This window comes from Pantoea sp. 1.19, from assembly GCF_001922585.1.
Lineage (GTDB): Bacteria > Pseudomonadota > Gammaproteobacteria > Enterobacterales > Enterobacteriaceae > 1-19.
Map to the genome: position 1 here is coordinate 305,874 of NZ_MRBS01000003.1, position 15,651 is coordinate 321,524.

Sequence of the window (15,651 nt, forward strand, 5' to 3'; positions counted from 1 at the left end):
CACAGATAAAGACTGACTTATCCATGCGCAAATTATTGACCTGCCTCATGTTGGGGTGCGGTTTTTTTACTGCCGCCAGCCCGGCCGCCGGCCCCGACGCCTCGATCCGTCAGAGCGGCTTTGTTTATTGCGTTAACGGCGTGGTAAATACCTTTAACCCGCAGCAGGCGAGCAGCGGTCTGGTGGTCGATACGCTGGCGGCACAGCTGTATGACCGCCTGATCGATGTGGATCCTTACACCTACCGGCTGGTGCCCGAACTGGCTAAGCGTTGGGAGGTGCTGGATAACGGTGCTACCTACCGCTTTCATTTACGTGAAGACGTTGCCTTTCAGACCACCGCCTGGTTTACCCCCGGGCGCAAACTGAATGCTGACGACGTGGTCTTCAGCTTTCAGCGCATATTTGATCGTCACTCACCGTGGCACGGCGTCAACGGCGGCAGCTATCCCTACTTCGACAGCCTGCAGTTTGCCGATTCGGTGCAGAGCGTTCGCAAGCTGGATAGCCATACCGTGGAGATTCGCCTTAACGGCCCGGATGCCTCTTTTTTATGGCACCTCGCCACGCACTACGCGCCGGTGCTGTCCGCCGAATACGCCAGCCGCCTCAGTCAACAGGATCGCCGCGAGCAGTTGGACCGCCTGCCGGTCGGCACCGGACCGTTCCTACTGAATGAGTATCGCAGCGGTCAGTTTGTCCGCCTGGCGCGCAACCCGGTCTACTGGAAAGGCGTACCGCGCATGCCGCAGGTGGTTATCGATATGGGAGCCGGAGGCACCGGCCGCCTGTCGCGCCTGCTGACGGGTGAATGCGATGTCCTGGCCTACCCCGCCGCCAGCCAGCTGGGTGTGCTGCGCGACGATCCGCGTCTGCGCCTGACCCTGCGTCCGGGCATGAATATTGCCTATCTGGCCTTTAATACCCGCAAGGCCCCGCTGGATAAACCGGCAGTGCGTCGGGCGCTGGCCCTGGCTATCAATAATGAGCGCCTGATGGAGTCCATTTATTACGGCACCGCCGAGACCGCCGCGTCGGTGTTGCCGCGCGCCTCCTGGGCGTATGATAACGACGCCAAAGTGACCCCCTACGATCCTGACGCGGCGCGCCAGCTGCTGCACGCCGCCGGGGAGGAGAATCTGCACCTGAAACTGTGGGTTCCGGCCGCCTCGCAGTCATGGAACCCCAGCCCGCTAAAAACCGCCGAGCTGATTCAGGCCGATCTCGCGCAGGTCGGGGTAAAGGTCACCATCGTGCCGGTGGAGGGCCGCTTTCAGGAAGCCCGGCTGATGGAGCTGAATCACGATCTTACGCTGACCGGCTGGTCGACTGACAGTAACGATCCGGACAGCTTCTTCCGACCGCTGCTAAGCTGTGCGGCGATCAATTCGCAGACCAACTATGCTCACTGGTGCGACCCGGCATTTGATGAGCTGCTGCAGAAGGCTCTGCTGACTCCGCAGCTGGCCACCCGTATTGAGCACTATGACCGCGCCCAGCAGATTCTGGCTGACGCCCTTCCGGTGCTGCCGCTGGCATCGTCTCTGCGCATGCAGGCCTACCGCTACGATATTAAAGGACTGGTGCTCAGCCCGTTTGGTAATGCTTCCTTTGCCGGGGTTTACCGTGAGAGCAGTGAGGAGAAGCGATGATCATCTATACGCTGCGCCGGCTGGTTCTGTGGCTGATTACGCTATTTTTCCTTTCGCTGGTCGGCTTTAGCCTCAGCTACTATACGCCGCACGCCCCGCTGCAGGGCGCGTCGCTGTGGGACGCCTGGTGGTTCTGGATGGAGGGGGCGCTGCACGCCGATTTTGGCGTTTCCAGTATTAACGGTCAGCCGATCAGCCTGCAGCTGCGCGAGGTGTTCCCGGCCACACTGGAGCTGTGTCTGCTGGCCTTTACCCTCGCGCTGCTGGTGGGTATCCCGCTGGGGATAGCCGCCGGGGTCATGCGCAATAAGTGGCAGGATAAACTGATTAGCGCGCTGGCGCTGCTCGGCTTTTCGATGCCGGTATTCTGGCTGGCGCTGCTACTGACGCTGTTTTTCTCCCTGACGCTGGGCTGGCTGCCGGTATCCGGCCGCTTTGATCTGCTGTATCAGGTGAAAACCGTTACCGGTTTTGCGCTGATTGACGCCTGGCTGGACAAATCGCCGTGGCGCGATGAGATGCTGCGCAGCGCGCTGGTGCACATGGTACTGCCGGTGACCGCGCTGGCGGTGGCGCCCACCACTGAAGTGGTTCGCCTGCTGCGCATCAGCACCAGCGAAGTCATTGATAAAAACTATATTAAGGCGGCCGCCACCCGCGGGCTGTCGCCCTTTACGGTGATCCGCCGCCACGTGCTGCACAATGCGGTACCGCCGGTGATTCCGCGCCTCGGACTGCAATTTTCCACCATGTTGACCCTGGCGATGATCACCGAAGTGGTGTTTAACTGGCCCGGACTGGGGCGCTGGCTGATCGCCGCAATCCGTCAGCAGGATTACGCCGCCATTTCCGCCGGCGTGATGGTGATTGGCGGCCTGGTGATTACCGTCAATGTGGTTGCCGATATCGTAGGCGCGATGCTGAACCCGCTGAAACATAAGGAGTGGTATGCCTTACGATAATATCTACGCCGAAAAGCGCCTGCCGAGCACGCTGCGACGTACGTGGCAGCTGTTTTATCGCGACATCAGCGCAATGGTCGGATTTTACGGCTTTATCGCCCTGCTGCTGCTGTGCCTGTTTGGGGCGCTGATCGCCCCGTACGGTCTGGATCAGCAGTTTCTCGGTTATCAGCTGCTGCCGCCCTCCTGGTCACGCTATGGCGACGTCTCCTTTTTTCTTGGCACCGACGATCTCGGTCGCGATGTGCTAAGCCGGCTGCTGCGCGGCGCCACGCCAACCGTGGGCGGCGCGCTGGTGGTCACGCTTGCGGCGCTGTTGGTGGCGGTGGTGATTGGCGTGGTGGCCGGCATGACCCGCGGCCTGCGCTCGGCGGTGCTCAACCACGTACTGGATACCCTGCTGTCGATCCCGTCGCTGCTGATGGCGATCATCGTGGTCGCCTTTCTCGGGCCGCGGCTGGAGCACGCCATGCTGGCCGTGTTTTTAGCCATTTTACCGCGTCTGGTGCGGGCGATTTACAGCGCGGTACATGATGAGCTGGAAAAAGATTACGTGGTGGCCGCCCGGCTCGACGGCGCCAGCAACCTGAATATCCTTACCTATGCGATTGTGCCCAACGTACTGCCGCAGATGATAAGCGAAATTACCCGCGCCCTGTCCATGGCGATTCTGGACATCGCCGCGCTCGGTTTTCTCGATCTCGGTGCCCAGCTCCCCTCTCCGGAGTGGGGCGCGATGCTGGGTGACGCGCTGGAGCTTATCTACGTGGCTCCGTGGATGGTGATGCTGCCCGGGGCCGCGATCATGCTGAGCGTGCTGATGGTTAATCTGCTCGGTGACGGGCTGCGCCGCGCCGTCGTGGCGGGAGTGGAATAATGCCGTTACTGGATATCCGAAATTTGACCATTGAGTTTATGACCAGCGACGGCCCGGTTAAGGCGGTGGATCGCGTTAGCATGACCCTGAATGAGGGCGAGGTGCGCGGTCTGGTCGGCGAGTCCGGGTCAGGTAAAAGCCTGATTGCTAAAGCGATTTGCGGCGTAACCAAAGACAACTGGCGGGTCAGCGCCGACCGCATGCGCTTTGGAGATGTCGACCTGCTGCGCCTGTCGCCGCGCCAGCGTCGGAAGATTATCGGCCACAATGTGTCGATGATCTTTCAGGAGCCGCAATCCTGTCTGGACCCCTCTGAGAGCGTGGGGCGACAAATCATGCAGGCGATTCCGCGCTGGACGTGGAAAGGCCGCTGGTATCAGCGTTTTCGCTGGCGCCACCGCCGGGCCATTGAGCTGCTGCACCGGGTCGGCATCAAAGATCACAAAGACATCATGCGCAGCTTTCCCTACGAGCTGACCGAAGGCGAATGCCAGAAGGTGATGATCGCCATCGCGCTGGCCAACCAGCCGCGCCTGCTGATCGCCGATGAGCCCACGAATGCGATGGAGCCAACTACGCAGGCGCAAATTTTCCGCCTGCTGTCGCGGCTGAACCAGAACAATAACACCACCATTTTGCTGATCAGTCATGATCTGCACACCATGAGCCACTGGGCGGATCGCATTAATGTGATGTACTGTGGCCAAACGGTCGAAACGGCCCACAGTCAGGATCTGATTAGCACCCCGCATCATCCCTATACGCAGGCGCTGATCCGCGCGATGCCCGATTTTGGCCGCGCGCTGCCGCACAAAAGCCGGTTGAACGCCCTGCCCGGCGCGATCCCTTCGCTGGAGAGCCTGCCGGTCGGCTGCCGACTGGGCCCGCGCTGCCCCTACGCGCAGAAAAAGTGCATTGAGGCGCCGCGCCTGACCGGCACCAAAACGCACCTGTTTGCCTGCCATTTCCCGTTGAATCTGGAGCATTCATGATGAGCGATACGCTGCTGGAAGTGCGCGATCTCAGTAAAACGTATCGCTACCGTACCGGCCTGTTTCGACGCCAGCACGTTGAGGCGGTGAAATCGGTCAGTTTCTCCCTGCGTCCGCGGCAAACGCTGGCCATTATTGGCGAGAACGGCTCGGGTAAATCGACGCTGGCCAAAATGCTTAGCGGCATGGTCGAGCCCAGCGCGGGCACCATCGTGATTGATGATCATCCGCTGGCTTACGGCGACTACGGCTACCGTAGCCAGCGTATCCGCATGATTTTTCAGGATCCGACCAACTCACTGAACCCGCGCCAGCGCATCAGTCAGATCCTCGACTTTCCGCTGCGCCTGAATACCGACCTCGACGCCGCTGCCCGTGAGACGCGTATCATCGCCACCCTGCGCCAGGTCGGGCTGCTGCGCGATCACGCCGGCTACTACCCGCATATGCTGGCGCCAGGACAGATTCAGCGCGTGGCGCTGGCCCGCGCGCTGATTTTGCAGCCGAAAGTGATCATCGCTGACGAAGCGATGGCCTCGCTGGATATGTCGATGCGCTCGCAGCTGGTGAATCTGATGCTGGAGCTGCAGGAGAAACACGGCATTACCTACATCTATGTCACACAGCACCTCGGCATGATGAAACACATCAGCGATCGGGTGTTGGTGATGCATCAGGGAGAGGTGGTTGAGCGCGGCGACACCGCCGAAGTACTGATGTCGCCCAGGCACGAGCTGACCCAGCGGTTGATTAACAGCCATTTTGGCGAGGCCTTGACCGCCGAGGCCTGGCGCCCCGCGTCGCCCTGAGCGGCGGGCAACAGGTCGGATTAACGATCGGGTTTCAGTCGTGGTAGAATCCCCCGGACGATTCACGTCGGCGGCGCCGCGCAAGCCGTTTTGCCACCGACAACAACAATGACTATAAGGATTAAGCTATGGGTTTTCTTACCGGTAAGCGCATTCTGATCACTGGCGTTGCCAGCAAGCTCTCCATTGCCTACGGTATCGCTCAGGCGATGCACAAACAGGGCGCAGAACTGGCCTTCACCTATCAGAACGAGAAGCTGAAAGCGCGCGTTGAAGAGTTTGCCAAAGACCTGGGTTCCGACATCGTGCTGCCGTGTGACGTGGCCGAAGATGAGAGCATCACGGCGCTGTTCACCGAGCTGGCAAAAACCTGGCCGAAATTTGACGGTTTCGTTCACTCCATCGGCTTTGCGCCGGGCGATCAGCTGGATGGCGATTACGTTAACGCGGTAACCCGTGAAGGCTTCAAAATTGCCCACGATATCAGCGCTTACAGCTTCGTGGCGATGGCGAAGGCGTGCCGCGACATGCTGAATCCGCAGTCTGCGCTGCTGACGCTCTCTTACCTCGGTGCCGAGCGCGCGATCCCGAACTACAACGTCATGGGCCTGGCGAAAGCCTCGCTGGAAGCCAACGTGCGCTATATGGCTAACGCCATGGGCCCGGAAGGCGTGCGCGTCAACGCCGTCTCTGCCGGTCCGATCCGTACGCTCGCGGCGTCCGGTATCAAAGATTTCCGTAAGATGCTGTCCCACTGCGAAGCGGTCACCCCGATCCGTCGCACGGTCACCATCGAAGACGTCGGCAACTCCGCAGCGTTCCTCTGTTCTGACCTGGCCGGCGGCATCACCGGCGAAGTGGTACACGTCGATGGCGGCTTCAGCATTGCCGCGATGAACGAGCTGGAACTGAAATAAGCGTCACGGGATAAGCCTTCCGGCTTATCCCGATTTTCCCCCGCCGATATAGCCACCCGCTATTTGTTAGTACCGATTGGTCTTTGGTCCTTCGCACGCATTGCGTCAGGATAGCTCCTGCCCGTTTTCCTGCTGCCCGTCAGCGGGCGCTACGCAAGGAACAACCATGGAACAACGTCGTTTTCACGGCCACCATTACGGATACTTTGAGTCACAGGTGAGTCATCCACCGGTGCCCCCCCATCGCGCGCTGCCGGAGAACCCGGATCCGTTTTTACTGGATCTGCACGCCGCCTGTCAGCCGCACTGCGGGCCGCTGGCTCCGCTGCTGGCTGCCTCCAGCGCGGCGGTACGCACGCTGCTGCCCGAACGCCTGCCATCCAGTCCGCTGACGACCCTGACGCGCTATGACCGGCTGAGCACCGCGCTGACCGTCGCGCAGGTCACCGGCATTTCTCGCCTGTGCCGCCACTATGCGGCGCAGCTGGCTCCCCTGTCCGGACCTGACTCCTCGCGGGAGAGTAACGTGCGGCTGGCGCAAATTACCCAATATGCGCGCCAGCTCGCCAGCCAGCCCGCGCAGCTGACGCCGCGTGCGCTGAGCCAGCTGATCGACGTTGGGCTGACGCCAGCAGACTGCGTCACTTTTCATCAGCTGATCGGTCTGGTCGGCTATCAGGGGCGGACGATAGCCGTGCTGCAAGCGCTGCTGGCCATGCCGCTGCCCTGGCTACCGGGGCAGTCGCCGCTGGCTGATGCCGATGGCCCGCTGCCGGAGGTGAACCGCGCCTGGCAACCCAGGCTGCCGCCGCTGGAGTTGCGCTATGCCACCGCCGGGCAGCTGGCGGCCCTCACCGACTGTCAGCCGGTCATCGACGGCGCGCTGGCCTGGCTGCTGGCGCTGGATGCCGGCGCGCTCAGCGCGCTGAGTCAGGTACGGGCGGCGCTGCATGACTGGCATCGCCAGCCGCACGCGGTGCTGGCCCGGGCAGTCACCTGCCGGATCCACGGCAGCCGCCACGGTCTGGCGGCGGAGCGCCATCCGCGCCGCGCCGCGCTGCGCCGCAGCGTGGCCGATGCCACGCTGGAGGCCACGCCGTCAGAGCGGGCAGTGATTGAGGCCAGCGCGCTGCTTACCCGCTCCCCCGAGCGCTTTGCCGCCCTGCACGTTGGCGCCCTGCGTGAGGCCGGTCTGGATGATCGCACCCTGTTGGCGGTACTGTGCAGCAGTGCGCTGGCCGGTTGGGAACAGCGCCTGCAGCAGCCGCTCGGCGATTAAGCCTGCAGTTGAGTCTGAAGCGTATCGAAAAAGCGCTGGGCCAGCGGCGAAGCGCGCTGCGACGCCGGCAACACCATCGCCGCCTGCCGGCGCATGGGGGCCAGCGCCAGCGGGCGACGGCGCAGCCCGCCGGTGATGCCGGGACTGAGGTGGCCTACCGGCGCAATCAGGCAGCCAAGGCCCGCTTCCGCCCCCTGTAGTAGCTGCAGAATGGCGTTGCTTTCCAGAATGATGCGCGGTGTCAGTCCGGCCGCGTCAAACTGGGTATCCAGATAGCGGCGAAAATAGCGCGTCGGCTCGGCAAGGCAGAGCGGCAGCTCCCGCAGCCCGGCGATCGGCAGCGGATCTTCGCCGCACAGCGCGGGGAAGGCCTCCGGCTGAAACAGCACCTCAACGCCGCTATCGGGCAGCAGGGCTATCTGAAAGTGCAGTTCGCGTAGCACCGGCAGTTCAAAAAATCCGATTCCGACGTCTACCGTATGGCGATTGAGCGCGTCCGACAGCTGATCGGCGCTCAGCACCGCCACCCGGTAATCAAGCTGGGGAAAGCGCTGCTGGCTGATTTTCAGCAGCGCGGCCAGCGAAATGCTGCACTGTGGCACCACGCCGATGCGCAGCAGGCCGCTGGTGCCCTGCCGCAGCGACTCAACTTCCAGCTTCAGGCCCTGATACACCGACACGATTTCCCGCGCCCAGCTCAGCACCCGCTCGCCCTCTGGGGTAAAACCGCTGAAGCTGTTGTTGCGGTAAATCAGCGCGACGCCCAGCTCCTGCTCCAGATTTTTCAGCCGCATTGACAGCGTCGGCTGACTGACGAAGCTGGCGTCGGCGGCGCGGCCAAAATGCCGGGTTTTTTCCAAATTACATAGGTAGATCAGTTGTTTAATATCCATGCCCGCCTCCGGTATTCTACCAGCGTTCAGTGTAGCATCCGCGATAGAGCGGCTCTATCGCTCTATTAACTCATTCGATTAGACGGCCCACGCCGTTCGCAGCAAAATCCTTACCTATCGCTAATACTTTCATAACAACGTCACGACCCGCCCATCGCCATGAAATTTAAAGCACAAATTAAGCCCTATCGCGCCGCCGCTGGCGGCATGGGTGCCCTGACCGCCACTACCCGCTTTGTGTTTGAAAGCAAGCAGGTGTTAAAAAACATGCGTAACCTGCTGCGTGTCAATCAGGCCCGCGGCTTTGACTGTCCCGGCTGCGCCTGGGGCGACGATAATACCAGTACGTTCAGCTTCTGCGAAAACGGCGCTAAAGCGGTCACCTGGGAGGCAACCCGCCGCCGGGTGGACGCCGCCTTTTTTGCCCGCTGGTCGGTGCAGCAGCTGGCGCAGCAAAGTGATTATTTCCTCGAGCATCAGGGGCGACTGGTCGAGCCGCTGCGCTATAACCCGGACACCGATCACTACGAGCCTGTCAGCTGGGATACCGCCATAGCGCTGATCGGTCAGCGCATCCGCGCGCTGCCGCACCCCGATCGGATGGCGCTGTATACCTCAGGGCGCGCCAGCAATGAAGCCTCCTGGCTGTACCAGCTGTTTGGACGCATGGTTGGCACCAATAACTTTCCCGACTGCTCCAACATGTGTCATGAGGCCAGCGGCACCGGCCTGAAGCGCAGCATCGGCGTAGGCAAAGGTACGGTTCGCCTGGATGACTTTGAACACGCCGACGCCATTTTTGTATTTGGCCAGAATCCCGGTACTAACCATCCGCGGATGCTGCACAGCCTGCGGCACGCCGCCGATCGCGGCGCCAGCATTGTCAGCTTTAATACCCTGCGCGAACGCGGCCTGGAGCGCTTTGCCGATCCGCAGAATCCGCTGGAGTTACTGACGCCCAAAGCCGGCACGATCAGTTCTGCTTATTATCAACCGAAGCTCGGCGGCGATATGGCCGCGGTGCGTGGCATGACCAAGATTCTGCTGGAGCGCCATCGCCAACGGCTGGCGGCGGGCGCCTCCGGGCTGTTTGACAAGGCATTTATTGCCCACCACACCCACGGCGTGGAGGCATGGCTGGCCGCGGTTGACGCCACAACCTGGGCACAGATTGAAACGCAGTCCGGCCTCAGTGCCGCGCAGCTGGGCGAAGCCGCCACCCTTTATCAGCAAGCCAGCCGGGTAATTTGTACCTGGGCCATGGGAATTACCCAGCATAAGCACTCGGTGGACACGGTTCGCGAGATCGCCAATTTACAGCTGCTGTTCGGTCATATCGGCAAGCCCGGCGCCGGCCTCTGCCCGGTACGCGGGCACAGTAATGTGCAGGGCAACCGTACCATGGGTATTGATGAGAAACCGCCGGCGGCTTTTCTGGACGCGCTGGCCCGTCACTTTGACTTCTCCCCGCCGCGCGGCCCCGGCTACAACACCGTCGAGGCCATCGAGGCGATGGGCGCCGGCCGCCTGCAGCTGCTGATTACGCTCGGGGGCAACCTCGCCGCCGCCGCGCCGGACAGTCCGCGCACCGCCGCTGCGCTGCAGCGCTGCGACACGCTGGTTCACATCAGTACCAAGCTCAATCGCAGCCATCTGCTGCCCGGCCAGCGCGATACGCTGATCCTGCCAACGCTGGGGCGCACCGAGCGCGATGAGCAGGCCAGCGGCCCGCAGTTCATTACCGTGGAGGACTCCTTTTCGATGGTGCATGCGTCAGAAGGGATAAACCCGCCGCTGGCGCCGACGCAACGCGCCGAAACCGCCATCGTCGCGGCGATCGCCCACGCTGCGCTGGGCAGTGAGAAGGTGGACTGGCTGGGTCTTGCTGCCGACTATAACCGCATTCGCGATCACATTGCCGCTACCCTGCCCGGCTTTGCCGACTTTAACGCTCGCTGCGCCGAACCGGGCGGGTTCTACCTCGGCAACGCGGCGGCGTCGCTGCATTTTGCCACCCCGAGCGGCAAAGCGGAATTCAGCGCGGCCCCCCTGCCGGAGCGCCTGTTTCCGCAGCTACCCGCCGCGGAGACGGTGCCGTTTACGCTGCAAACTCTGCGCTCGCACGATCAATACAACACCACCATCTACGGTCTGGACGATCGCTATCGTGGCGTCTATGGCCAGCGGGACGTGCTGTTTATTCATCCGGAAGATTTGGCCGAGCTGGGGATGACGGCCGGCGATCGGGTCGACATTGAAACCCTGTGGCACGACGGCGTCACCCGACGCCTGTCGCACATTAAGCTGGTTCCCTACGCCATTCCGCGCGGTAATCTGGCCGCCTACTACCCCGAAACCAATCCGCTGATCCCGCTCGACAGCGTAGGCGATGACAGTGGAACGCCCACCTCAAAGTCGGTGCCGGTTCGCCTGCTGCGATCGGCGCCAGCCGCGCCGTCGCGTATCATCTGAGTCGCTTCTCCACCCGCGACGCTTTCCTTTCCCTGCCGGCGCGGCGGGGAAAGATTACCCTTGCCGCACGGCGGGGATTCGCGTAAAACTGTCAGCCGCTCTTAGGCCACGAAAAAAGTGTATGTATGTTCCAGGACAACCCGCTGCTCGCGCAGCTTAAAGAGAAGCTTCACTCTCAGACGCCACGCGTAGAAGGTGTCGTTAAAGGTACTGACAAAGGTTTCGGCTTCTTAGAAGTTGATGCGCAGAAAAGCTACTTTATTCCGCCACCTTGTATGAAAAAGGTGATGCATGGTGACCGCGTGGTGGCCGTGCTACAGACGGAAAAAGAGCGCGAAACGGCCGATCCGGAAAAACTGATCGAACCCTTTCTGACCCGTTTTGTCGGTCGCGTGCAAAAAAAAGACGATCGCCTGTCGATCGTGCCCGATCATCCGCTGCTGAAAGATGCCATTCCCTGCCGCCCTGAACGCGGGCTGCAGCATGACTTCCAGGCCGGCGACTGGGCAGTGGCCGAGATGCGTCGGCACCCACTGAAAGGCGACCGTAGCTTTTATGCTGAGCTGACCGAATTTATTACCGCGGCGGACGATCATCTCGCGCCGTGGTGGGTGACACTGTCACGCCACAATCTGGAGCGTGAAGCCCCTGACGCGGTTGCCAGTGAGATGCACGATGAGCAGCTGCCGCGCGAGGATCTGACCGCGCTGGATTTTGTCACCATCGACAGCGCCAGCACCGAAGATATGGATGATGCGCTGTACGTCGAGGAGACCGCCAGCGGCGATCTGCGCCTCACCGTGGCCATCGCCGATCCGACCGCCTTTGTCGAGGCCGGCAGCGCGCTGGATAAACTGGCTGCCGACCGCGCCTTCACCAACTACCTGCCCGGCTTTAACATCCCGATGCTGCCGCGTCAGCTGTCGGATGATATCTGCTCACTGCGTCCACATGAGCGCCGCCCGGCGCTGGTTTGCCGCTTTACCGTCGCAGCTGACGGTGCCATCGGTGATGACGTACAGTTCTCCGCCGCGTGGATCGAATCAAAAGCGAAACTGGCCTACGATAATGTCTCCGACTGGCTGGAAAATCGCGGCAGCTGGCAGCCGCCGGGTGAAGCCATCGCTCAACAAATCACGCGGCTGCATCGCCTGTGCCTGGCGCGAGCCAACTGGCGTCAGCAGCACGCGCTGGTGTTTAAAGATCGCCCCGACTACCGCTTTGTGCTGGGTGAGAAAGGCGAAGTGCTGGACATCGTTGCCGAACCGCGCCGCATCGCTAACCGCATCGTGGAAGAGTGCATGATTGCCGCCAACCTTTGCGCCGGCAAAACCCTGCGTGAAACCTTGGGTTTTGGCATCTACAACGTCCACCAGGGCTTCGAGCCGGCCAATGCCGAACTGGCTGCCGCCGCGCTGGCCAATCACGGTCTGACCGTTGATCCGACGGCAATCGTTACGCTGGAAGGCTTCCGTCAGCTGCGCCGCCAGCTGGATGCGCAACCCACGGCGTACCTCGACAGCCGCATTCGTCGTTTTCAGGCGTTTGCTGATGTCAGCACCGAGCCGGGTCCGCACTTTGGCCTCGGCCTTGACGCCTACGCCACCTGGACGTCGCCGATCCGTAAGTTTGGCGACATGGTCAATCACCGCCTGCTGAAGGCAATCATTAAAGGTGAAGCGGCCGCCCGCCCTGATGACGCCATCACCCTGCGCATGGCGGAACGCCGCCGCCAGAACCGCATGGCCGAGCGTGACGTGGGCGACTGGCTGTATGCCCGCTTCCTTGCCGCCGCGGCCGGCACCGACCGCCGCTTCCCGGCGGAGATCATTGATGTGTCGCGCGGCGGGATGCGCGTGCGCCTGCTGGACAACGGCGCGGTAGCCTTCATACCGGCCCCGTTCCTGCATGCCGTGCGGGACGAGCTGGTGTGCAGTCAGGAAAACGGCACCGTGCAAATCAAAGGTGACGTGGTCTGGCGCGTGACCGATGTGATTGAGGTGACCCTCGCCGAAGTGCGGATGGAAACCCGCAGCATCGTCGCCCGCCCGGCAGTCTGATGCGCGACGGCGCGGGGGAGATCCCTCTTCCGCGCCGGTTTCCCCCCCTGCTGCCGCGACGGTCAACCACCGGTTCTCACCTTACCTTACGTTACTTAGTCGCCTAAAAATGCCCTCTTCGCCATCCCTGTTTTACTGCCTCCAGCTGCACCCTGACGAAAAAACCGCGTGTCCTCACACTTCTGCCTGCCCTGACTTTCCCTCACTTTTTTTTACATTACTTTAATACTGTTTTCCCCTTCTGCCGTCGTTGTGACAAGGAGTAATGTAATGAAAATAAAAAGCGCCCTGCTGTGGCTTGCCGTCGCACTGGTAGGTGCATGGGCCTTTGCCATGCTGGCCCTGAGTCGCGGAGAGCACGTAAATGCCTTGTGGCTGGTCGTCGCGGCCGTCGCCTGTTACAGCATTGCTTACCGGTTTTACGGTGTGTTTATTGCGAAACGGGTATTTGAGCTGGATGACCGCCGGCGCACTCCCGCCGAGCGGCTGAATGACGGCCTTGACTATGTGCCGACGAACAAGTGGGTGCTGTTTGGCCACCATTTCGCCGCCATTGCGGGTGCCGGACCGCTGGTGGGTCCGATCCTTGCGGCGCAGATGGGCTTTTTACCCGGCACCCTCTGGATCCTGATCGGGGTGATGCTGGCCGGTGCGGTACAGGACTTTCTGATCCTGTTTATCTCCACCCGCCGCGACGGACGCTCGCTGGGCGAAATGGCCCGTCAGGAGCTGGGAGCGTTTGCCGGCGTGATAACCATGCTCGGCGCGCTGGGGGTGATGATCATTATCCTGTCTGCGCTGGCGCTGGTCGTGGTTAAAGCGCTGGCCAACAGTCCGTGGGGCCTGTTTACCATTGCCGCAACGATTCCGATAGCGCTGTTTATGGGCATCTACATGCGCTTTCTGCGTCCGGGAAAAATCGCCGAAGTGTCGCTGATTGGCTTTGTGCTGATGATGGCCGCCATTATCTATGGCGGCGATATCGCACAGCATCCCTACTGGGGACCGTTTTTCACGCTGAAAGGGACCTCGCTGACCTGGGTACTGGTCATTTATGGCTTTGTCGCCTCGGTGCTGCCGGTGTGGCTGCTGCTGGCACCGCGTGACTACTTATCGACCTTTCTGAAAATCGGGGTCATTGTCGGCCTCGCCGTGGGGATTGTGTTTGCCATGCCGGCGCTGAAGATGCCGGCGGTAACCCGCTTTATCGACGGCAGCGGCCCGGTATTTGCCGGCTCACTGTTTCCCTTCCTGTTTATCACTATTGCCTGCGGCGCCATTTCCGGCTTCCACGCGCTGGTCTCCAGCGGCACTACGCCGAAGCTGGTTGAACGCGAAAGCCATATTTTCTTTATTGGCTATGGCGCAATGCTGATGGAGTCGTTCGTGGCCATCATGGCGCTGATCTGCGCCTCGGTGCTGGATCCGGGTGTGTACTTCGCGATGAACTCGCCGGCGGCGCTGATCGGCACCACGGTAGAGAGCGCCGCCCAGGCGATCAACGGCTGGGGATTTGTGATTACGCCAGAGATGCTGACCACCCTGGCCCGCGACGTCGGGGAGGGCTCGATTCTCTCCCGCGCCGGCGGTGCGCCGACCTTCGCCGTCGGCATGGCCCATATTATCACCGAGGTGGTTAACAGTCGGGCGATGATGGCTTTCTGGTACCACTTTGCCATTCTGTTTGAAGCGCTATTCATTCTGACCGCCGTGGATGCCGGCACGCGCGCCTGTCGCTTTATGGTACAGGACCTGGTCGGCACCGTGGTGCCCGCGCTGGCGAATAACCGTTCGTGGATCGGCAATCTCGCCGGCACCGCACTGGCGGTCTCCGGCTGGGGCTTTTTCGTCTATCAGGGCGTCGTGGATCCGCTCGGCGGGATCAATACCCTGTGGCCACTGTTCGGGATTGGCAATCAGATGCTGGCCTCGATGGCCCTGATTCTTGGTACCGTGGTGCTGTTTAAAATGAAAAAACAGCGCTATGCGTGGGTGACTATCCTGCCAACCCTCTGGCTGTTTATCACCTCGATGACCGCGGGCTTCCAGAAAATTTTCCATGAAAAACCGAGCATTGGCTTTCTCGCCCAGGCGAAGAAATTTGCGACCGGCATTGAGGAAGGCGTGATTATCGCACCGGCTAAAAGCGTGCAGGACATGCAGACTATTGTGTTCAGTAACCAGGTCAATGCGGCGCTGTGCGGCTTTTTTATGCTGGTGGCGGTGACCATGCTGATTGCCGCCGGCTTCGCGATCCGCCGGGCGCTGCGCAGCGACAAGCCGACCGTTCATGAAGCCGCTATCTCCTTACGTTCCGAGGGACCAGGCCATGTCTAAACTGATTTATGCTGAACCACGGCGACAGCCGACGCCGATCGTGCGCTGCGTCCCCCTTGCGCCGCCGGCGCCCCGCGCCTCGCTCAGGCTGTGGTGGTCGCGCCTGGCGCAAAGTTTTCGCCTGATGGTCGGCGTGCGCGATTATCAAACCTATCTGCAGCACATGCGCCGGCAGCATCCATCGGTGACGCCGATGAGCGAACGGGCTTTTCACCGCTACTGCCTGGAGGCGCGCTTTCCCAGCGAGCCCGGCAAAGTGGGGAAATGCCCCTGCTAAACGACCTGTCCCACCCCGGTCTGCCGGGGTGCTTTTTTCGGTCCAGATAATATTTTATCCCGCGCGCACTTGTCTCCGCGTGCGTCGCCGCATACTGTGGCTAAAATTAGGAAACATTCTGACA

Annotated in this window: 12 protein-coding genes; 11 read left to right on the plus strand and 1 reads right to left on the minus strand. The window is 61.4% G+C overall.

Features of this window, described 5'->3' with window-relative positions; translation table 11 throughout:
• Nucleotides 1-23 precede the first annotated feature (23 nt).
• From sapA to BS626_RS08130, 7 genes are all read left to right on the plus strand, one after another.
• Nucleotides 24-1,652, plus strand: a complete 1,629-nt coding sequence (sapA, locus tag BS626_RS08100; protein WP_075181869.1) for an ABC transporter substrate-binding protein SapA — start codon at nt 24-26, stop codon at nt 1,650-1,652.
• Nucleotides 1,649-2,614, plus strand: coding sequence for a putrescine export ABC transporter permease SapB (gene sapB, locus BS626_RS08105; RefSeq protein WP_075181870.1), 966 nt, complete (start codon nt 1,649-1,651; stop codon nt 2,612-2,614). The genes sapA and sapB overlap by 4 nt, the downstream gene beginning before the upstream one ends.
• Nucleotides 2,601-3,491 (plus strand): putrescine export ABC transporter permease SapC, encoded by an 891-nt coding sequence (gene sapC / locus BS626_RS08110; protein ID WP_075181871.1) that lies wholly within the window; start codon nt 2,601-2,603, stop codon nt 3,489-3,491. The genes sapB and sapC overlap by 14 nt, the downstream gene beginning before the upstream one ends.
• The gene (gene sapD / locus BS626_RS08115; protein ID WP_075181872.1) at nt 3,491-4,483 is read left to right on the plus strand and encodes a putrescine export ABC transporter ATP-binding protein SapD; all 993 of its coding nucleotides are present in this window, start codon (nt 3,491-3,493) and stop codon (nt 4,481-4,483) included. Before sapC ends, sapD begins: the two co-directional genes overlap by 1 nt.
• The gene (gene sapF / locus BS626_RS08120; RefSeq protein WP_075182096.1) at nt 4,483-5,292 is read left to right on the plus strand and encodes a putrescine export ABC transporter ATP-binding protein SapF; all 810 of its coding nucleotides are present in this window, start codon (nt 4,483-4,485) and stop codon (nt 5,290-5,292) included. The genes sapD and sapF overlap by 1 nt, the downstream gene beginning before the upstream one ends.
• 128 nt (nt 5,293-5,420) lie before the next feature.
• Nucleotides 5,421-6,209: an enoyl-ACP reductase FabI gene (fabI, locus tag BS626_RS08125; protein WP_075181873.1), complete on the plus strand. Its 789-nt coding sequence runs from the start codon at nt 5,421-5,423 to the stop codon at nt 6,207-6,209.
• A 166-nt stretch (nt 6,210-6,375) separates the two neighbouring features.
• A complete protein-coding gene (locus BS626_RS08130) occupies nt 6,376-7,488 on the plus strand; it encodes a hypothetical protein (protein ID WP_075181874.1) in 1,113 nt (370 codons plus the stop codon).
• Here the strand turns inward: BS626_RS08130 and BS626_RS08135 are convergent.
• Nucleotides 7,485-8,381 carry a LysR family transcriptional regulator gene (locus BS626_RS08135; protein WP_075181875.1) on the minus strand — a complete coding sequence of 299 codons (897 nt, stop codon included), beginning with the start codon at nt 8,379-8,381 and terminating at the stop codon, nt 7,485-7,487. The two genes, BS626_RS08130 and BS626_RS08135, sit on opposite strands and share 4 nt — an antisense overlap.
• Nucleotides 8,382-8,540: 159 nt before the next feature.
• Between BS626_RS08135 and BS626_RS08140 the strand changes: the two genes are divergently transcribed.
• The 4 genes from BS626_RS08140 (at nt 8,541) to BS626_RS08155 (ending at nt 15,527) form a co-directional block, all read left to right on the plus strand.
• On the plus strand, nt 8,541-10,853 hold the full coding sequence (locus BS626_RS08140) for an FdhF/YdeP family oxidoreductase (protein ID WP_075181876.1): 2,313 nt from the start codon (nt 8,541-8,543) through the stop codon (nt 10,851-10,853).
• Between the two features lie 125 nt (nt 10,854-10,978).
• A complete protein-coding gene (locus tag BS626_RS08145) occupies nt 10,979-12,913 on the plus strand; it encodes an exoribonuclease II (protein ID WP_075181877.1) in 1,935 nt (644 codons plus the stop codon).
• A gap of 270 nt (nt 12,914-13,183) precedes the next feature.
• Nucleotides 13,184-15,250 carry a carbon starvation CstA family protein gene (locus tag BS626_RS08150; protein ID WP_075181878.1) on the plus strand — a complete coding sequence of 689 codons (2,067 nt, stop codon included), beginning with the start codon at nt 13,184-13,186 and terminating at the stop codon, nt 15,248-15,250.
• Nucleotides 15,243-15,527, plus strand: coding sequence for a YbdD/YjiX family protein (locus tag BS626_RS08155; RefSeq protein WP_075181879.1), 285 nt, complete (start codon nt 15,243-15,245; stop codon nt 15,525-15,527). Before BS626_RS08150 ends, BS626_RS08155 begins: the two co-directional genes overlap by 8 nt.
• The last annotated feature ends 124 nt before the right edge of the window (nt 15,528-15,651 follow it).